Below are 18,270 nucleotides of genomic sequence, written 5' to 3' on the forward strand. Positions count from 1 at the left end.
GAGTCACAGTGCCAAATGAAAAAAGCGAGGTATTCAACGATTTAATCGTTGAATACCTCGCAATGTGAAAAGATATAGACTTTTTCAGTGCCCTCATTTATGGAGTGGTCATTTTTATTATCTTTATCAAGTTTTAAGCCTTCGATCTATCAGTTAAATCTAAAGTCAATATGCTCGATCGGCCAACAGACGATACTTGTTGTACCCATAATTTTTTCTTTAGGGATGAAACCTAACTCAGGATTTCTACTATCATTACTTACACGACGATTATCACCTAATACAAAGTAATGCCCTTCAGGTACGGTAATTTCACCTAAGTCTTGTTCTAACGTAAAATCATATGTAAGTGACCCAGGATCTTTTAAATCCTTCTTGTACTGATCTAAATAAGGTTCACTGTACTTTTCTCCGTTTATGTATAATTGATCATCCTTATACTCGATTTTATCTCCTGGTAGACCAATGATACGTTTAATAATATTTTTTTCTTCATTGTCTATCATAATGTTATTAATAACGACAATGTCAAATCGATCAATTGACTTAAATTTCGGACCGATTTTATTAACAATAACACGATCGCTTTCTTCCAGTGTCGGTTCCATAGAAGCACCTTTTACGAGTACTGGCGTAAATAAAAACTGCTTGATTAAAAATGCCACCAATAAAGCGAATGCAATTGCTTTTACCCATTCAACAAACTCATTTGTCTGTTTTCCCTGAATTTCTTCTCCCAAAATTCCACCTCCTAGTATTTCTCTTAATTAATACGTAAAAAAAGGAAAATAGTTTCAATTTTCTGTTCGTAATTTTTAAAAAAACAAATACAAAGGGTATTTCTATTTACATAAGGAACATTTTTAAAGGGAGACAAGTTCGTCTCCCTCATCATTTAATATAGACAGCCTTTTCACGTCCTCGAACTCGTTCCAACACTTCTACCTCCGTCATTCTCCCAACGATCAATGTCCCAAACAACATCAACATCTTCCCAGCCGTCATGTATTTCGCCGTTAGGAAGGGTACCATTTCTTACTATAGAAATAACACATCATCCTTTTTAATAATATTTCATGTTTCTATATTATGTAATGTTATTTGTTTTGTTCATCGCCAAATATGGGGGTGTGAAAAGGATACGTCTCTTTTTTGTTTTTTGTACTTAACCTACATTCAAAAGGATTACTTTTAAGTCTGAAAGTATCTGTTGCAACTAGATCAATGATATGAATTTTTATAGCTAATAGAATTTTCCCATAAAGTTAAGGTAGCAAATCGTTAATGTAGTTAAACTAACTGATATGTTTTTTCTGGCAGAAAGGATACTGTTCATGAATAAAAAAAAAAGAGTGCAAGCTTTGAGGGGCTAATAACAAAATCGAGCTGTTATCCAGGTCATTTTTTCGTAATTAATAGGAGAAGAAAGTTGTTTTTGTTGTAAAAAAACAGCTAAGCACCTATTTGCTTAGCTGGGTTTATTTTAAAATTATGCCTTTATTCTTCCCATGACAATTGTATTATAATATTTGCCATCTGAAAGGAGTTTATCATTTTTTAAGACGCCTTCAACTTCAAAGCCAAGCTTTTTATAGAGCAAAATTGCTTTGTCATTTGTCTCTACAACATTCAAGGCCATTTTTTTTATGTCATTCGTGTCAGCCCACTCAATTGATGCTTTTAGGAAGTTTTTTCCTATCCCATAACGCCAAAATTCCTTTAAAACACCTACACCAAACTCTACTTTATGAGCAAATCTTTTTAATGGAGACCCCTCACATCTAGAAAATCCGACAATGCGATTATCAACTACTGCTACTAAGCACAAATTCCTTGGACTTACCGTGTCTTCCTTTATGATTTTTTCAAATCCTGTCGTATCGATAAAGCCTTCCCCTTGTTCTCTATCGAAGTTTTCCGTCTCTCCATCAAGTTGTAGCCTCAGATCTGATAATGCTTGAGCATCTTCTATATTGGCAGATCTAATTGTATAATGAAGTTCATTTATAGTAAATTCTTGGCTGTTTATGCGCATTATTGAAACCTCTTTTACTTAGTTTTAAAGATAGTACTTAGCTTAATGTTCACGAATCGATTGTGCCAAACGGACTCGTGGTGCTTTATAATTTGCTGTGCGTTTAATACGTGACTATCTAGGGTGGTATGTGCACCTTCAACTAAAATATTATGATGGTATCCATGACTATAGGCATTTCGGATAGTCGTATCAAGACAAAATTCTGTTTGAGCACCCGCGAAAATAAGCTGCTCAATTTGTTGTTCCTGTAAGTATTGCGCTAATTCTGTTTGATAGAATGCATCCCACGTTGTTTTTTGAATTACTTTATCATCTGGTTGTCGTAGAAGTCCGTGATATAGATCCCAGCCTGGTTTGCCAAACGCAAAATCGTCATCTTTATTTGAATCCGTATGCTGGATAAAAATAATTGGAACTTCGCTGTGCCGTGCCCAAGTTATTAACATATTAATGTTTTCTATTACTTTTTCGTAATCAAATAAGTAGTTTTCACTATCCAAAAAAAATGCTTCCTGCATATCCACTATCATTAATGCCTGCTTCATATAGTTCTCCTTTTGGAATCTGACTTTAATTCTCTTATTGTACAAAAAATTTTTTTCCATTTAAAGAGAATTATGAAAAGAGAGAGATTTCCATTTTAGATGAACTTGTTCAGGTGGGTGACTGATGAGCCACTTGAGGAGACACGATGTTGGTATGAAGGGGTTATCACAGGACGTGATGTTTTCCTCTACCCTTGGGTTGCAAGTACTAATGTGTCAGCAAGTTTTATATTCTCCTTTAAATAATTTGGTATAGAAGAATTATCGAGTATTTGTTCAGTTGTCATCCACACGACACTGTCAACTTCATCAGAACTCTTTGCAAAGGCTTCTCCGAGCTGATGATGACAAAGAAATACGATGTCAACTACACTAATACCTGCATCTGTCAAAAAGGAGGAACTATTAACATACCTTAGATTTGAAACCTCCACCCCAACTTCTTCGGCAATTTCCCTTATAAGTGTTCTTTCTAAAATATTTGTTGAGAACCCTTCCTTTTCGACCTTCCCACCAACAAGAGACAATACTCCCCCTGCATGTTCCTCTTTTTCACTACGTTTTATTAACAGCCATTTTTTATTTTTGTATATTGCAGCTTCAACATTAACGATAAACATATTATCGCCTCCTAAAAAAGTATATTATATGTATTTTCTGCATCAGAAGAGTCTTCTCCTTTTTCGATTTTTTTACCGTAAGTATTTTTCTGCATGGTAGGAGTCGTTGTAAAAACGAACGTTATCAAAAACGATTAAACGGCTTAAGCCCATTAGTTTAAAGGGATTAAGCCGCTCAAAATATTTTTTACTATTTCCTCCGTCACCTGGCAAGAAGAAGAAGTTCAAATGTTTTATTTCATTAATTCTTCAACAAAATCAACTGGTACATATGTTTTTGTTGGTTCTAATAAAGCTGGTGCTACTTTAAAATAACGAAGTGCTTTATTATAGCCATATTCTTTTTGATCGCGTGTAATTGTATAAGATAATGCGCCTTTAGAAATAATTGCACCATTTCCTGTTGATTCTACTTTAAAGCCCAACTCTTCGGCAATTAAACGTAGTGGTACCATTTTAGTACCTTCGACCTCATAAAAGTCTTTATTAATAATTTCTTGTACTGCAGCTTTAGATGGATCCACTTCACCTGGCTCTTGTGCAATCGTATCTAAAACGACAACTTTTGAAGGTGGTGTTTGTGCTGGGATACTCATTGTTGCAATTGTATAGAACACTAGTAAATGTTGTTCTGCTAAATCCTCTGCCTTTACTTTTTTACCAGACAGGCTAAGTAATTCCGTTTCTTTACCAACATTTAGTTTTAACGTATTATCAGTATTCACTAATTCTTTATTGAAAAAGTCTACTTCTACAGTTCCCATTTCTTTTGTTTCAACAATAATTACCTCTGGGTTATATTGTGGTGGATAAATCATCAGCATTGGCTTATTTGCATACGTGTATGCCGTTACTTTATCACCTTTTTGTAGTTTAACTTCTTTACCAGTATTATCGAAAACTAGTGTATCGTCATTTACGACAAAAACATTCGTATTCTCTTCCTCTTTTACAGTGTAATATGTTGAATCGTCACGTTTTTCAACATTCTCAATTGTTCCAGCTATTTTAATAAAAATAGGTTGAACTTGTGGATTTTGCTCATTATTATCAGTAGCGTTCGTCACAACCGCTTCTCCTTCGTTTGCTGATGCAGTTGGAGCTACTACAGCGCCCCCGATTAATAATGCTGACATGGCAAATGGTACAACTTTCGTCATTTTCATAAAAAAGCATCTCCTTCATTTCACGAATTCATAGTAGTAGTCGGCTATGAAAGAAAAAGGTTACAACATTGCCAACATTTATTCCATTCCGCTAAAAAAGCTGTGATTCTTTTACGGTAAAGAATCACAGCTTTCTCTTATGCTGGTTGGATGAGTATTTTTTCGGTTCGCGAGTATTTCCTTGCTTCGCGCAGGTTATTGCGTTTAATCGTATTAATTTAAAACATAAATTGAAGTAGATTTAATATACGCTGTAAAAAATAGTTACGCTCATTTTGTTTTTTCCTTATTTTCAAAGCCATATCTGGGAGATCGGTAATGACGCCATTGACATTTTTCCGAATAAAATCGTGTAATGACTGATCTTTATTTAATGTCCAGACAAACAGTTTAATTTTTTGTTGCTTCATCTCTGAAATCAGCTGATCTGTTACCCATGCTTCCTCAAGTGATATAAAATCAACTGTTTCATCCATCGGCCCGATGTTTAATGCATAGACAATCCCTACACGTAAATTCGGCGCCAATTTTTTTAACTGTGACATCATTTGTGGGTCTGATGATTGCACATAATACGTATCGAGCACCTTATAAGCTTTTAGTTTTTCAACTAACTTGGGCAATACATCTTCTGTTTCTTTACCATGAACTTTCAATTCAATCAGTAAGGAAACATTTAAAGCTTTTGCTATTTCAATAAAATCATCTAAAGATGAAATTTTGTCATTAAAACCATTGGCATGAATCGTTAACGTCTTTAATTCACCGAGTGTCATATTAGATATAACACCATTTTTACCTGTAAGTCTTCTTAATGTTCGATCATGAAATACAACGAATTGTCCATCTACCGTTTGCTGAATATCGGCCTCGATTAAGTCTGCACCTGCACTTGCTGCGCTGACAAGGCCACTGATTGTATTTTCCACATTACCCTCTGTGTAGCCACGATGAGCAATAATTTTTGTATCTGGTGCATAAACACTTTTCTCTAACGAAATAATATTCATCACACTTAATGCGATAAAAACAAACAAAACGATAAATAACAATGGCTTATAGCGCCTTCTTCGAAATTTCGGTGTAAACCTTGTCTTGCTTAAAGGGGTGTAATAAGTAAAAGCCACCATTACTTGTGAAATCATTGCTTGCAGTATACTAAATAACACGACGAAAACCATTTCTAAAAAAGCAATAGTAATCCCCGCTGTGACAAGTGCTGTACTCGGTATCAAACGCTCCAACATATATAATGGCAATGTACTTATAAGTGTAATTCCAAGCATCACAAGTAAAAGAACTGTTACTAGTATAGCTAATAATCCAAGAAGTTTTAACAAGTCCTGCTTTGAAAAACGCCAGCTGTGTATGAATGAACGAAGTAGTGATATTTTGGGCTGGATTGTAAAGATCGGCAAAGCCAATATACTACGTATGCCCACTATTACTAAAACAATTACCATAGCGGCATAAAGTAAACGGCCCGAACGACTACTCATTATTTCATCTGTCAAAAAGTGCGGAATGGTCATTGCTTGTGTTAACGTTAGTGGAAATATAAATGAAGCTAATGGCAATAAAAGTGCAATATAAATAAATAAAAAAATGACTTGAATACTAAAAAAAGAAAGTACCTTACGATTGAGCTGTTGCCATATGTGTAGATATCGATATTGAATTCCTCGTTGTTGATAAAAAGCCATTAAAAAAAGAAAGCCCATTTCATAATAAATAAATAGAAAAATAAGCACAATCAAAAGAATAAACATCGAAATGACAAAGGGATGCACCATAAAACTTTGAATATTTTGCTCCGTAATATGTGTGTAGCCCGTTACTCGCAGCATTAGCTTAAATACGATAGCCGTCATAGGAACAATTAATAAAAACTGAAATAACTTAATCAGCGCGAAAACCTGTATATAATCGATGCGATACATATAAATATTGTAGACAGCTTGTCGCATTACTTGTCCCTCTTTATGCATTTACTCACCTCAGTCATACCTATCGTATCCCCTATCTTAAGCATCTTTCCGATTTTTATAAGCTCTTCCTATATGATATGTAAAGCCATTTATTTCTAATTATTTTCTGCTCTTGAAATACAATTTTTCCATATAATATGCAAGGAAAAATGATAAGATTTCTGTATTTTTAGTGTCTATAAATATTTTCTTGAAACTTTTTTGTATGTAACTCGGTAAATAATAGAATCGATACAAAATAAGGGGGCTAATAATTATGAGACAAACAATGTTTCATCTTGGTGATATTATTAGTACAACCGTACTTTTTGTCATTTTCCTAGCGATATTTTTCGTGATGATTAATACGATTAAAAGAATGAAATCTACTGCTCCTTTGCCTCCACAAGAAACACTTCAGCAACAAGTAGATAATTTAACAATACGAGTGACAATACTTGAGCAACAAGTGGAAAATTTATCAGAAAGACGCTAGCTCCTAAAGAATGAAAAAACGCTGTAAAGTTTATTCTTCACAGCGTTTTTCATGTTCTTATAAAATTATTATGTCAATGAATTAAGATGTTATAAAAGACTCTTTGGCAAAACACGGGTTGATTTCCGTTACGACTGGGCGCTTTTATCATAAACGATACGGCCATCAACAACCGTATAGGCGACTTTTACTTGTGGAATATTTTCGATAGCTATTGTAAAAAGATCTTCTTCTAAAACAGTGAAGTCTGCTGTATAGCCCTTTTCAATCTTACCTCGAGCATGGTCTTGAGCTATTATTTGTGCAGCTCCTATCGTATAAAGTCGTACTGCCTCGAAGCGTGAAATTTTCTCTTCTGGAGCGTAGCCATTATGCGATTCCCCAAAATTCCGCCTTGTTACTGCAGCATATATACCATATAATGGATTTGGCACTTCAATCGGGGCATCACTGCCGCCTGCAACAACTAATCCACGATCTAGTAGCGATTTTAATGGGTGTAAGCCTTTTGCTCGTTCCTCCCCTAGCCTAGCTAGTTCTGCCTCATACTCTCCCTGCACAAATTGAGGCTGCATATCCACTGCGATAGGCAACGCAGCGAGTTTTTCTAAAATCCCTTCATCGACTAAGCTACAATGAATAACACGATCTAATTGACCTTCACGAGGCGGATGGGCAGCAAATACTTTTAAAATTGTTTCAATGGCTAAATCGCCAATGGCATGCACTGCCACTGTTTGTCCATGTTGACGTGCAAGTTGAACATATTCCACTAGTTGTTCTGTTGTATGTACAAGCATACCGCAATTGCCTGGTTCATCACAGTACGGTTCACGAAGAGCAGCAGTACGTCCTCCAAAGGCACCATCGATAAAGATCTTCATGGCACCAAACTCTAAATACGGAGAAGATACTTCTTCCATCTTAGCAACTTCCTCAAATACCGTGTGGTGTTGTAATAAATGAACTTTAAAGGATCGCTTTGCCTCGATAATCTTTCGAAAAGCATGTATTGGTTGAAGCGGTGGCCCGTAATAGCTTAAATCCTCAGAATGACCACCCACTAAACCATATGATTGCAGCGATATTACCGCCTTTTCGAGAGCATCCTCAATATACTCAGACGTAATATGAGGCATATGGTTGACAATCATATACAATGCTGCATCTTTTAAAACCCCTGTTAGCTGTCCATCCACCTTATCAATGAACCCACCTTCTGGAGATCGTGTGTCCTTAGTTATTCCCGCAAATGCCAGCGCCTTGGAATTAGCCAAAATTAAATGATGACAGCTGCGCTTAATGATTAAATGTGCTTCCCCTAAGGCATCAAGCTCCGCTAATGTTGGGAAAATAGGATCTATAAATTGTGTCTCATTAAGCCCTATCGCGATTACCCATTCATTTGCGGGAACTTCTAACATCCGCTCATGAATAATTGCCAGTAGCTCGTCCTTACTTCTGACGTTCGATACATCAATATGCTTTAATTTCTCCCCGTAGCCAATAATATGTAAATGACTATCGACAAAGCCTGGATACATCACATTCCCTTGTAAATGTTGAATAGAAGTAGCATGTGGCGACAAGCTATCTACCGAGCCTGTCGCCACAATTTTTCCTTCTTTTACAAGGACTGCTTCAACTGTTTCGCCAACTTGCGCCATCGTGTAAATTTTTCCACCAGTCCATAACGTTGCCAAAACAATCCCTCCTATCCAATACGGAATCGGCTTTAATTTCTTTCAGCGAGTGTTTGGACCCCACTGAAAGAAATTAAATGTGCTCGCTCTAAGCGACGACGTACTATTACACCAAACCATGCTGCTAGAACAGCTTTCACAATACCTACGACGATAAATGGTGCCGCTCCACCCATAAAAGCAGCTGTCCAAGTTAAATCTCCGACAATTTTTAACCAAGTCGTTCCAAACGCCAATGTCACAACCATTCCAATGATGTTCGCGACAATTGCATGGAAAATAGTCAGTCCAAATGTATCTAAGTATAAGCCCATTATAATTGCCATAACAAGGAATCCAACAATATAGCCACCTGTAGGACCAACTAAAATAACTAATCCCCCTGACATACCACTAAATACCGGAAGACTAGCTGCACCAAGTAAAATATAAAGCAGTACTGATAGCGTACCAACTCTTGTCCCTAAAATCGTTACGACTAAGCCTACTGCTAATGTTTGTCCTGTAATTGGAATAAGTGGTAGCGGAATCGTTACTTGTGCAAGAACAGCAATAATCGCTGCACCAAATGCCGCTAACACAAAATTATATGTACTACTCTTTTTCAAACTAAATTGCCTCCCTTTGTACGTTAACTCATGTTGTAAATAAGTTAACACAAAGATATAGCAAATAAAAACTGTTGTCAATCTATTTTGAAAAATAGCTAAAAAAAGAAATTGCTATAGTGAACTAGCAATTTCTCTTCACAAATTACCAAAGCGGATCGTTGGTAGGATCATTTTCTTGCAAATCAAAGACATATGGTGCTAATTGACGATAATAAATAAGAACTCCAACTATAAAGAAAATAATCCCAATCGTAATATTATTAAAAACAAAATGTATAAAAGAAATAAAAGGAACCGGAAATGCTAAAATGCCACCTATTTGCATAGATTTTTTTGTACGATATTGTTTTTTCCCACAATAAGGACATTCGAGTTGTCCATTTTTCCGGTACATTTTTCGTGATTGCTTCTCTGACCAAGTTTCCCCACACTCAATGCACACCGGTAGGCCATATCCTTTCTTAATTAGCACAAGTTTAACGATAGAGGAAACACCTACCAGAAAGCTAAAAAGCAAAATACCTTTTACGAAATCGTTTTGTAAAAATGTCAATATACTCCATGTATCCGCTTCTTGCTGTAAGCTAGCTGCCTGATGACTTCCTGAATTTTTTTTGTGTGATAATAAATAACTAAAACCAATGACAAAAATCGTAAACGTTGCTAGTACCACACGATATTGCCATGGACTACTTCTTCTTTGTTTCGTTTTATTATAAGCTTTTTGGGCTATTGCTTGTTTTTTTTCATCTGTAAGCTTTACATCCCGAAGTTCATTTAGCACATCTTCTTTAAATTGATTCATGGCGTAACACCTCCCAATCATAATCACCGATTGCTGTTGCAAGTTGCTTTCTCGCACGTTGTAATCTTGTACGTATTGTTGCTTCTGGACAACATACGAGCTGTGCAATTTCCACTGTCGTCATATCCTCAAAATAATAGAGAATTAGTACTTCCCTATATGTAACAGATAATGTAAACAAAGCTTCTACTAGCTCTCGTTTTGTAGACTTAGCAAGAAATTCCTTTTCAGGCGTGACTGCTGTCGTACGCCCTGTTATTTTTTCAAAGAGTGTCAGTCGTTTACTTTTCCAGCTACGCAAATAATCATGGCTTCGATTGACCGTCATTTTTACTAAATATGTACGTAATGATGATTCTTGACGAAATTGCTCCTGCTTTTGATAAAAGGCGATAAACACATCCTGCACAATGTCCTCAGCTGTTGCTTCATTTTTCACATATAAATAAGCAACCTTTAGTAAGTAATCACCGTGCTCTGCAATAATTTTTTCGATATCCATTTGTTGTCCCACCTTCTTTCTAAACTACTGACGGATGCCACTTCATTTCCGATTCATTTTTTTAAAAAAATTTTTTAAAAGAAAAGAATCTGCCAAACTCCAACGACTGTTCGTTGAAATGAAGCAGATCCTTTATGATTAAATCTTTAGCGGATGTTTAGATACCCGCTAAAAGAAGTTAAAAATATTTCGCTGAATAGAACGCTTACATTTTAAAATTCGCCAGTACCATGATCGGACCTGTTTATATACTATTTCCCACATCACTATAATGATTAAAGAACGTAATTTGGTTACGGCCATTGCGCTTGGACGTATACAGTGCTGTGTCCGCATTATGGATCAGCTCTTCGACCGCGGTAATTTGGCCTTGTTTATTTGTACTTACACCAATACTAAATTCTAAATGGACAGTCTCATCATTAATTATTAAAGACAGAGAATTTAATGTTTGATAAAGATTTTCCGTCATCGTTTGAACAGATTCACCTTCCTGTAATTTACAAAGTACAATAAACTCATCTCCACCAAAACGAGCTACTATCGATTCAAATGCTTGAAAATAGTCCTTTAATGTAGTTGCAATAATCGTTAAAGCATCATCACCAAACAAATGACCATTTGTATCATTGATTTCTTTAAAATGATCTAAGTCAATCATCATTAATGCTAATTGCTGATTATCTACTGAAGCTTTCTCCACCATTTTCTCTGCATTCTGATCAAAATAGCGTCGATTATAAATATTCGTTAATGGATCAATGTAAGAAGTTTTTTCAAAATGTTTTTTCTGGTCATCGTACTCCATCTCAAATAATAAATGAGTATAATTTTCCCTTTGAATTTCTAATAAAACGTCAATATATTCCTTTTGTATCGAGCACAATACAAGTTTATTACCTTGCTTTTCTATTAGCTTCACCAAAGAATTGTAGATCGTTTGAAGCATAGATAAATCATTATTTTTTAAGGCATAGTGCTTCGACTTTTGGTACAAATCAATGGCCTCGCAAATGCGTCCCTGTTTTTCACAAAGTAAAGCATAGGCATTCATAACCTCCAATTGTAGCTTAGAATAAGGTGGTTTCTGTATCGTCACTAACAACTCTTGCAATAATTCAGCTGCTTCATCAAATTCCTCCAAACTAATTTGCGCAACAGCTAAGTTTATTTTTGAATACATAATCCCTGAATATGGATTTTCATGCTTGGTCTCAAAATAATTGGCATAGTATAAGCTCTTTAATGCAAAATCCTTTGCTTCTTGATAGTTCCCTGAAGAGTTTTCTAAGTCGCTCAAATTATTATAAATTTTCCCTATACTATCTATATGTTGAATACGCTCAGCAATCTTTAGTCCCTTAATCATAAACTCTTTAGACTTCTTTATATGGCCAAACGTTCCCCAATAAATAGCTACAATAATATAATGATGAATTAAATCAATCTCATCGCCATAGTGAAAGGTTAATTCGCGATACTTCTCAAGTACACTAATGGAAACTTGCAAATCACCTGTTTGGAAATAGCTTGCACAGCTAAAGCGTAATAACAGGATTGCTTTTTTATACATACCAAGCTCAATAGCACTTTCAATTGCGGCACTACTTAATTCTATATATTCTATAAAGCGATTTGCATCATACAATTCATTTAGTGTAATCCATAGTTCTTCAAACTCCTGTGTATTCATACCGCCCCTCCTTATATTAACCCCTACTTCTTTAATACTATCTTTATGTGCATAATATTACAATTCCTCAGACTCATTTATTTGTAAATTAATGAGTAAATTTAACCTTAAAATACCATACAGTAATTCATTTATCCCAAAAAGATAATATATACCCCTATAAAAACGATTCTTTTTATACTTTGAATATTTATGATAGTACAAAAACTATAATTTCCCAACATAGAAAAAACAAGCCCCTTCTTTAAAGAGACTTGGCAGGTTGCTGCTGTAAGACGCGCTTTTTGACACACTCTTTGCTCTCTTCCATATCCCCAGCTACTTGCTACTTTCACCAATTCCTTTTGCCATTCATTCATGTCCAAAGCACCTCCCATTCCTCTTGCTGTAAATGAGACTTTAAGGCTTCTCTCGCCCTTTTTAGCCTTGTTTTCGCTATGTTTTCTACAATACTTAGAATTTGTGCTATGTCGGCAATCTTCATTTCTTCATTATAGTAAAGGATGTTAGACTCTCTATATGTTAATGGAAGCTTTAAAATAGCATTGTGCAAAAGGCTTTTATCAAATTTTCGCAGCATGATTATGAAGAACGTGGACAGCTACGTGCTTATTTATCAAGGTTAACGGTAATAAAAGCAAGGCAAGGATTATTTATTTCATAAAAATTCGAATATTCATATTGACCTTGGAGCATACTCCAATGTTAGGATAAAATTAGGAGGTGCTCACATGCTTATCAAACAATTTGCAACTAAGTATAATTTATCTACTGATACCGTACGTTACTATGAAAAAGAAGGATTACTACATCCACATAAACAGGACAATGGCTATCGAGTGTATGATGTCACTTGTGAACATACTATAAAATTTATTTTAGTATTAAGACAGCTCGGCTTTACATTACAAGAAATTAAACAGCTGCTGACACTAGAGCAAAAGCCAACTTCAAATGCCTGCAATCAACAAACAGTACAACTATTCTCAACAAAGATCACCAACATTGAACAGCAGTTATTTTTTTATCAGCAGGCACTTCAATCCTTACAGCTCACTCAAACATTAATGGCTGAAGGAAAATACGCAGAAAATAAGTTGGTCATCGGCTCACTTATCGAGGATATGTATAATAAATTACAGGAAGGAAATGTTCATTATGAAAATACGTAAAATTATCGCATTAGAATATTTAATAGCATTTTTAGTAAGTGTATTTTTCTACTGGTATTTTGAATTTTCGTTCCTATATTTTTTCCTGCTTTTATTCCTACCAGATATAACGATGTTAGGCTACATCGTAAACACTAAAATTGGCGCGTTATTTTACAATATTGGCCATAGTTTAGTCGTGCCTGCTATTCTCTTGACTATAGGCTTTATCACAGTATCGACCCCGCTGCTAATGGCTACTATCATTTGGCTTGCTCATATATTTTTAGATCGTATGCTAGGCTATGGTTTAAAATATGATGATGCCTTTACTAAAACTCATTTACAACAAATAGCTTAAGTTAGAAGCTGCGATTATATCGATAGGTTGGATGGTTTTATCAGCGATGTTTTGAGTTTTATCAGCGATGGTCGCGGTTCTATCAGCTATGTTCGAGTCAAGTCCTTAATATTGTGTAAAATTCTATACAAAGTTTTTCAACCCCGATTTTAGTTTTCCTAATTTTTACAGCTTGCGTTGGAATTCGCCGCTAAAACTTTGAGTTTCGCCGCCAACCACGCAAAGAACGCCGCTAAACCATAGAGTTTCGCTGCTAAAAAGCTTTTTCGCGGTTCTATCAGCGATGTTCACGGTTCTATCAGTGATTCTTGCACTTTTATCAGCGATGTTCGCGGTTCTATCAGCGATTCTTGCACTTTTATCAGCGATGTTCGCGGTTCTATCAGCGATGAACGTTTTTATCACCAAGTCTGTTCACTTTATCAGCGTTGATGTTTCCCCTTACAAAAACCAATTTTTCGGAGGGATATTAGAAATTTGCGTGTTAATGGCATATGGATCTTGGGGTATACAAACTGGGAAAGGCATGTTCTTCAAGCTTTTACTTGGCATTGGAGCACCTGCTTTTTTCGTAGTTAGTTGGAGTATGTTTGGTTCACCCAAAGCAACATTTCCATTGAATGGGATTTGGCATTTTATGTTTGAATTTACGATCTTCTCTTTAGCCGTTATAGCTCTGTATGCAACTGGACGAACACAATTAGCTATACAAATAATCATCAATCAGATTTTATTGTCCGTATTTTCATCAACGCTAAAAAACCCACGTTTTTTAAAGTGGATTTTTTAGAAGGTATGTGTATATCGTTGTAAGGTTAGCTTTAATACCGTTTACTCCCTTCCACTCCTTATACTCCTTAGGTAGTTCAAATTCAGCAATAAAATCTTCTCGTGACAATTTTCGTTGAAGAGCTTCTTTTGCACGTTGAGTCATGAAAGATAAATACTCAATTAATGTATCGCATAAAGTCAAATCAGCAATATTACCATGACCAGGTACAAGTATATTTATATCGATTTGTTTAACTCGCTTTAATATCTTTAAAAATTCTTCAGGATTATGGATCGGTACATGTAAGTTTTCAGTCGCTAAATCACCCATAAAAGCTATTTTTTCTTTAGGTAGGTACATAAATGTATCACTCGGTGAATGTCCACCACCTAAACAGTATAATTCCACAGTTCTATCGGATCCGGTGATAGTTAATTTTTCTTCAAACAACAAGGATGGTAGTACAATTTGTAATTGAGATAGGTCATCTAACACTTTCGACATTTCTTGATATTGATTGATTAAGCTCGCTTTTATAATGTTGTCTTCTGTTGAATCGATTTGATTTTTTAGCTGATGCAGGTATTGATTCATGTCCTGCTTTTCCTTCTCATAGTCTTCAATCATGTTCTTTTCTTTGCACAATTTCTCCGTTACATATGTAGAAATAATCGTTGTATCTGAAAATACTTGATTTCCAAAAACGTGATCCCCGTGATAATGACTATTAATCAAATACTTTACTTTCTTACCCGTTAAACTTTCAGCTTGGCGCCTTAACTCATCCCCCGCTGAAGGAGTACTTAGCGAATCAAAAACTAGAAGCTCGTCACCTAAATCAATTATTCCTGCATTACTCCAAGCATCCTGACCTTGCTTAGCAATAGCAGCAAACACACCGTCACATAAAGTACGCAAAGTAAAATATTTTGTTTCTACAATCCCCTGTTCCATTTATAACTCCCCCTTTTTACATATTATAGATTCATTCTTAATGATAAATTTTCGTGAAAATTAAGTTGTTTAATTTATTATCAAGAAAAGCCATAAAAAATAAAGGGTGATATATATTAGTTATCAATAATATGTATCACCCTTTTACTACTTGTCAACAATAGCTCCATTTAATGGAATAACGAAAAACTTTATTAATTTTTAACTGAAACCCTTTTCATTAATCGCTTTAATTTATTCTCTGTATCCGTTTCCTCTACTGGTGTATAGACACTGCACCGTAAATCCATCTCACCTTGAACCTGAAGAGAAGTTAAATTAAACAACATTTTGCCTGCTTTAGCATGTCTGAATTCAATTATCATTTCTGGAGCCTTACTTACTTGACTTTCTTGCCACAAATCCTGAAATTCTGAATGTGAATAACTCATTTCATTAATAAATTGGTTGTACCATTCATCGCCTAAATAGTGTCCATAATAGGTACGGAAAATGGCAAGAAAACCTTTCGCAAAATGCTCCCAATTGACGGCCAATGCTTTTAATTCTTTTCTAGTGAACACTAAACGAATCAAATTTCTTTGATCTTTTGGTATTTGTTCAAAATCTAAAAAAACATGAGCAGCTGCCGGATTCCAGCCCACTATATGGCAATGTCGATCTGTAATAATAGTTGGACAATATGTTAATTCAGTTAGTATACGCTTTAAAGAAGGGCTAAGCTCTGATTGATTATTTTTTTGATTTGTAATTTCTGATTTTGTCCCTAATGCCAGGTCATATAAGTAGTCCCTTTCATCATTATTTAATTGTAGAGCTGTAGAAATACAATCAAGTACGATTGAAGAAACTTTTATATCTCTTCCTTGCTCTAGCCATGTATACCAAGTGGTACTTACACCTGCTAATTGTGCAACTTCTTCTCTTCGTAATCCTGGGGTCCTTCTCCGAGTTCCGGCAGGTAAACCAACAGTTTCTGGCTTGATTTGAGCACGTTTAACTTTTAAGAAAGTCGACAAAGCTTCAAGCCTTGTTTTATCATTCATTTTTAAAACTCCCCATCTTATCAATTTATTCTATTAGTAATTATACCAGGATAAACTGTTACTTGTAATAGGATAAAAGAGATGTAAAATACAAGTAAATCATTTATTTGGAGGTATGAAAATTGGAAAGAGTTGTGATTACAGGTATGGGGATAGTGTCTCCTTTAGGAAACAACATCCAAACATTTTGGAACAATTTGATTAACGGGGAATCTGGTATATCCACTATCGATACGTTTGATGTTACTAATCATAAGACAAAAATTGCAGGAATCGTCCAAGGATTTGATGCAGCTGAAGTTTTAGGAATGAACGAAGCTAAACGTTTAGATCGTTTTTCTCAATTTGCTTTGGCCGCAGCCGAACAAGCTTGGGTAGATTCTAAGTTAGACCTCGATCGTATAGATGTAGAGAGGTTAGGCGTATATGTAGGCTCAGGTATTGGAGGAATTGAAACCTTGATTGAAAATATTGATGTGCTTCGACAGAAAGGGCCTAGAAGAGTTAGCCCGACCCTAGTACCTGCTATGATTTCTAATGCTGCTGCAGCACAAATTAGTATCAAATGGAACGCAATGGGACCTTCTATGTCGCCCGTTTCCGCTTGTGCAATTGGAAATACAGCTATTGGTGAAGCCTTTAGACTCATTCGTTCTGGAGAAGTTGACGTTGTGTTCGCAGGTGGAACAGAGGCAGCTATAACAGACTTATCAATAGCTAGCTTTGGTAATGCTACAGCATTATCAAGAAGAAACGATGACCCCACTCAAGCTAGTCGTCCATTTGATGATAAACGAGATGGATTTGTCATGTCAGAAGGAGCTGGAATTCTAATCTTAGAATCTTTATCTCATGCTTTACGTAGAGAGGCAAAGATTTATGTAGAAGTCATTGGATACGGTGCAAGTTCAGACGCACACCATATCGTAGCTACTCATCCGGAAGGTAAAGGTGCCTACCTTGCAATGAAATCAGCTTTAAAAAATGCAAATTTATCGCCTGAAGAAATTGATGTTATTAGTGCCCATGCAACAAGTACAAAAGTGGGAGACATCTCCGAAACGAAGGCTATTAAGCAACTGTTTGGTAAACAAGCTTATCAGATTCCAGTAACAGCTAATAAATCTATGCTCGGTCATATGTTAGGGGCAGCAGGCGGGGTTGAAGCAATTGCTTTAGCGATGAGTTTAAAGGAAGGTATAATTCCTCCAACAATTAACTTAGGAAATCCTGATCCTTTATGTGATCTCGATTATGTACCATCTATCGCTCGCAAAGTGAAGATAAATACAGGTCTGTCAAACTCATTCGGTTTCGGAGGTCATAATGCGGCAATTATTTTCAAGAAATACGAGTGAATAAATTTTCTCTAGTAAATCTAACCGTTTCTTAAGGAAATGGTTAGATTTATTCCGTTCAATGGCCCTTTTGTTGAACAAGTAGGAAACGGAGTACCCTTAGGTTTTCGCATGAAGATTTTGAATCGCATCCGTCCACATATGCGGACTAATGCTTTTTTTAGACTTCAATATTAAATAACTTTATTGTCATTACACAATCAAGAGAAAAAGAAAATCCACTCTTTTTCAAAGTGGATTTTCTCATTATATTAAATAAGTCGCTTAATCTTCGTTTCATATAACGCAACAATTAGTAAGCTACCAAGTATAGGGGTTAAAGAACTAAAACTAAAATAAAAACCTTCATCATTGTATTGTCCTAAGAAATGAAATTGTAGCCATGGAACGCCATATGTTTCACCTACACCGTATAAAAAAACTGTGCTAAATAAAAACAATGCGAGACATTTTATAAATTCATTTCTTTTCATACCCATTCA

At 35.5% G+C, this 18,270-nt stretch carries 21 protein-coding genes; 5 read left to right on the forward strand and 16 right to left on the reverse strand.

From position 1 onward, the window contains the following. Positions 1-149 precede the first annotated feature (149 nt). The 6 genes from lepB to ACIPKN_RS09800 all read right to left on the reverse strand — a co-directional run bounded on the left by lepB (position 150) and on the right by ACIPKN_RS09800 (position 6,357). Positions 150-740 (reverse strand): signal peptidase I, encoded by a 591-nt coding sequence (lepB, locus tag ACIPKN_RS09775; RefSeq protein WP_400935540.1) that lies wholly within the window; start codon positions 738-740, stop codon positions 150-152. 749 nt (positions 741-1,489) lie between these two features. Continuing rightward, positions 1,490-2,035, reverse strand: coding sequence for a GNAT family N-acetyltransferase (locus ACIPKN_RS09780; protein ID WP_400935542.1), 546 nt, complete (start codon positions 2,033-2,035; stop codon positions 1,490-1,492). A gap of 14 nt (positions 2,036-2,049) precedes the next feature. Continuing rightward, positions 2,050-2,583: a cysteine hydrolase family protein gene (locus tag ACIPKN_RS09785; RefSeq protein ID WP_400935544.1), complete on the reverse strand. Its 534-nt coding sequence runs from the start codon at positions 2,581-2,583 to the stop codon at positions 2,050-2,052. Positions 2,584-2,771: 188 nt separating this feature from the next. Then, a complete protein-coding gene (locus ACIPKN_RS09790) occupies positions 2,772-3,203 on the reverse strand; it encodes an NUDIX hydrolase (RefSeq protein ID WP_400935546.1) in 432 nt (143 codons plus the stop codon). Positions 3,204-3,436: 233 nt separating this feature from the next. After that, positions 3,437-4,369 carry a stalk domain-containing protein gene (locus ACIPKN_RS09795; protein ID WP_400935548.1) on the reverse strand — a complete coding sequence of 311 codons (933 nt, stop codon included), beginning with the start codon at positions 4,367-4,369 and terminating at the stop codon, positions 3,437-3,439. 218 nt (positions 4,370-4,587) lie between these two features. Then, positions 4,588-6,357, reverse strand: a complete 1,770-nt coding sequence (locus tag ACIPKN_RS09800) for a glycerophosphoryl diester phosphodiesterase membrane domain-containing protein (protein WP_400935550.1) — start codon at positions 6,355-6,357, stop codon at positions 4,588-4,590. A gap of 256 nt (positions 6,358-6,613) precedes the next feature. Between ACIPKN_RS09800 and ACIPKN_RS09805 the strand changes: the two genes are divergently transcribed. Further along, complete coding sequence (locus tag ACIPKN_RS09805; RefSeq protein WP_400935552.1) at positions 6,614-6,832, forward strand: hypothetical protein; 219 nt, start codon at positions 6,614-6,616, stop codon at positions 6,830-6,832. Between the two features lie 128 nt (positions 6,833-6,960). Here ACIPKN_RS09805 and ACIPKN_RS09810 read toward each other — a convergent pair whose 3' ends face one another. The 7 genes from ACIPKN_RS09810 to ACIPKN_RS09840 all read right to left on the reverse strand — a co-directional run bounded on the left by ACIPKN_RS09810 (position 6,961) and on the right by ACIPKN_RS09840 (position 12,726). Further along, a complete protein-coding gene (locus ACIPKN_RS09810; RefSeq protein WP_400935554.1) occupies positions 6,961-8,535 on the reverse strand; it encodes an amidohydrolase in 1,575 nt (524 codons plus the stop codon). Positions 8,536-8,567: 32 nt separating this feature from the next. Next, positions 8,568-9,143: a biotin transporter BioY gene (locus tag ACIPKN_RS09815; RefSeq protein WP_400935556.1), complete on the reverse strand. Its 576-nt coding sequence runs from the start codon at positions 9,141-9,143 to the stop codon at positions 8,568-8,570. Positions 9,144-9,288: 145 nt separating this feature from the next. Further along, positions 9,289-9,951 (reverse strand): TIGR04104 family putative zinc finger protein, encoded by a 663-nt coding sequence (locus tag ACIPKN_RS09820; RefSeq protein ID WP_400935558.1) that lies wholly within the window; start codon positions 9,949-9,951, stop codon positions 9,289-9,291. After that, positions 9,938-10,453, reverse strand: coding sequence for a sigma-70 family RNA polymerase sigma factor (locus ACIPKN_RS09825; RefSeq protein WP_400935560.1), 516 nt, complete (start codon positions 10,451-10,453; stop codon positions 9,938-9,940). The genes ACIPKN_RS09820 and ACIPKN_RS09825 overlap by 14 nt, the downstream gene beginning before the upstream one ends. Before the next feature lie 244 nt (positions 10,454-10,697). Further along, complete coding sequence (locus tag ACIPKN_RS09830) at positions 10,698-12,146, reverse strand: GGDEF domain-containing protein (RefSeq protein WP_400935562.1); 1,449 nt, start codon at positions 12,144-12,146, stop codon at positions 10,698-10,700. Positions 12,147-12,277: 131 nt separating this feature from the next. Next, positions 12,278-12,505, reverse strand: a complete 228-nt coding sequence (locus ACIPKN_RS09835) for a hypothetical protein (RefSeq protein WP_400935564.1) — start codon at positions 12,503-12,505, stop codon at positions 12,278-12,280. Next, complete coding sequence (locus tag ACIPKN_RS09840; protein ID WP_400935566.1) at positions 12,502-12,726, reverse strand: sigma factor-like helix-turn-helix DNA-binding protein; 225 nt, start codon at positions 12,724-12,726, stop codon at positions 12,502-12,504. The genes ACIPKN_RS09835 and ACIPKN_RS09840 overlap by 4 nt, the downstream gene beginning before the upstream one ends. Positions 12,727-12,877: 151 nt before the next feature. Here ACIPKN_RS09840 and ACIPKN_RS09845 point away from each other — a divergent pair, with 151 nt between their 5' ends. The 3 genes from ACIPKN_RS09845 (at position 12,878) to ACIPKN_RS09855 (ending at position 14,448) form a co-directional block, all read left to right on the forward strand. Beyond that, the gene (locus ACIPKN_RS09845) at positions 12,878-13,318 is read left to right on the forward strand and encodes a MerR family transcriptional regulator (protein ID WP_400935568.1); all 441 of its coding nucleotides are present in this window, start codon (positions 12,878-12,880) and stop codon (positions 13,316-13,318) included. Further along, positions 13,305-13,658 carry a DUF4260 domain-containing protein gene (locus ACIPKN_RS09850; protein WP_400935570.1) on the forward strand — a complete coding sequence of 118 codons (354 nt, stop codon included), beginning with the start codon at positions 13,305-13,307 and terminating at the stop codon, positions 13,656-13,658. Before ACIPKN_RS09845 ends, ACIPKN_RS09850 begins: the two co-directional genes overlap by 14 nt. 283 nt (positions 13,659-13,941) lie before the next feature. After that, positions 13,942-14,448 carry a YrdB family protein gene (locus ACIPKN_RS09855; RefSeq protein ID WP_400935572.1) on the forward strand — a complete coding sequence of 169 codons (507 nt, stop codon included), beginning with the start codon at positions 13,942-13,944 and terminating at the stop codon, positions 14,446-14,448. Here the strand turns inward: ACIPKN_RS09855 and ACIPKN_RS09860 are convergent. After that, entirely contained in the window at positions 14,431-15,384 is a 954-nt protein-coding gene (locus tag ACIPKN_RS09860; RefSeq protein ID WP_400935574.1) for an MBL fold metallo-hydrolase, read from the reverse strand. The two genes, ACIPKN_RS09855 and ACIPKN_RS09860, sit on opposite strands and share 18 nt — an antisense overlap. 194 nt (positions 15,385-15,578) lie before the next feature. Beyond that, positions 15,579-16,430, reverse strand: a complete 852-nt coding sequence (locus ACIPKN_RS09865) for a helix-turn-helix transcriptional regulator (protein WP_400935576.1) — start codon at positions 16,428-16,430, stop codon at positions 15,579-15,581. A 122-nt stretch (positions 16,431-16,552) separates the two neighbouring features. On the opposite strand from ACIPKN_RS09865, the gene fabF reads away from it, so the two are divergent. After that, positions 16,553-17,788, forward strand: coding sequence for a beta-ketoacyl-ACP synthase II (gene fabF, locus ACIPKN_RS09870; RefSeq protein ID WP_400935578.1), 1,236 nt, complete (start codon positions 16,553-16,555; stop codon positions 17,786-17,788). A gap of 251 nt (positions 17,789-18,039) precedes the next feature. Here fabF and ACIPKN_RS09875 read toward each other — a convergent pair whose 3' ends face one another. Next, positions 18,040-18,261 (reverse strand): hypothetical protein, encoded by a 222-nt coding sequence (locus ACIPKN_RS09875; RefSeq protein WP_400935580.1) that lies wholly within the window; start codon positions 18,259-18,261, stop codon positions 18,040-18,042. Positions 18,262-18,270: the final 9 nt, after the last annotated feature.

The organism is Lysinibacillus sp. NPDC086135 (assembly GCF_044746345.1).
GTDB lineage: Bacteria > Bacillota > Bacilli > Bacillales_A > Planococcaceae > Lysinibacillus.

Bases quoted from the DNA above. Each gene is read 5' to 3' on its own strand.
- ACIPKN_RS09840 (WP_400935566.1), bottom strand. From the start codon at position 12,726: ATGCTGCGAAAATTTGATAAAAGCCTTTTGCACAATGCTATTTTAAAG.
- ACIPKN_RS09845 (WP_400935568.1), top strand. From the start codon at position 12,878: ATGCTTATCAAACAATTTGCAACTAAGTATAATTTATCTACTGATACC.
- ACIPKN_RS09830 (WP_400935562.1), bottom strand. From the start codon at position 12,146: ATGAATACACAGGAGTTTGAAGAACTATGGATTACACTAAATGAATTG.
- ACIPKN_RS09875 (WP_400935580.1), bottom strand. From the start codon at position 18,261: ATGAAAAGAAATGAATTTATAAAATGTCTCGCATTGTTTTTATTTAGC.
- ACIPKN_RS09805 (WP_400935552.1), top strand. From the start codon at position 6,614: ATGAGACAAACAATGTTTCATCTTGGTGATATTATTAGTACAACCGTA.
- ACIPKN_RS09860 (WP_400935574.1), bottom strand. From the start codon at position 15,384: ATGGAACAGGGGATTGTAGAAACAAAATATTTTACTTTGCGTACTTTA.
- ACIPKN_RS09835 (WP_400935564.1), bottom strand. From the start codon at position 12,505: ATGAATGAATGGCAAAAGGAATTGGTGAAAGTAGCAAGTAGCTGGGGA.
- ACIPKN_RS09785 (WP_400935544.1), bottom strand. From the start codon at position 2,583: ATGAAGCAGGCATTAATGATAGTGGATATGCAGGAAGCATTTTTTTTG.
- ACIPKN_RS09800 (WP_400935550.1), bottom strand. From the start codon at position 6,357: ATGCATAAAGAGGGACAAGTAATGCGACAAGCTGTCTACAATATTTAT.
- ACIPKN_RS09825 (WP_400935560.1), bottom strand. From the start codon at position 10,453: ATGGATATCGAAAAAATTATTGCAGAGCACGGTGATTACTTACTAAAG.
- ACIPKN_RS09790 (WP_400935546.1), bottom strand. From the start codon at position 3,203: ATGTTTATCGTTAATGTTGAAGCTGCAATATACAAAAATAAAAAATGG.
- ACIPKN_RS09820 (WP_400935558.1), bottom strand. From the start codon at position 9,951: ATGAATCAATTTAAAGAAGATGTGCTAAATGAACTTCGGGATGTAAAG.
- ACIPKN_RS09780 (WP_400935542.1), bottom strand. From the start codon at position 2,035: ATGCGCATAAACAGCCAAGAATTTACTATAAATGAACTTCATTATACA.
- ACIPKN_RS09865 (WP_400935576.1), bottom strand. From the start codon at position 16,430: ATGAATGATAAAACAAGGCTTGAAGCTTTGTCGACTTTCTTAAAAGTT.
- ACIPKN_RS09850 (WP_400935570.1), top strand. From the start codon at position 13,305: ATGAAAATACGTAAAATTATCGCATTAGAATATTTAATAGCATTTTTA.
- ACIPKN_RS09855 (WP_400935572.1), top strand. From the start codon at position 13,942: ATGTTCACGGTTCTATCAGTGATTCTTGCACTTTTATCAGCGATGTTC.
- ACIPKN_RS09795 (WP_400935548.1), bottom strand. From the start codon at position 4,369: ATGAAAATGACGAAAGTTGTACCATTTGCCATGTCAGCATTATTAATC.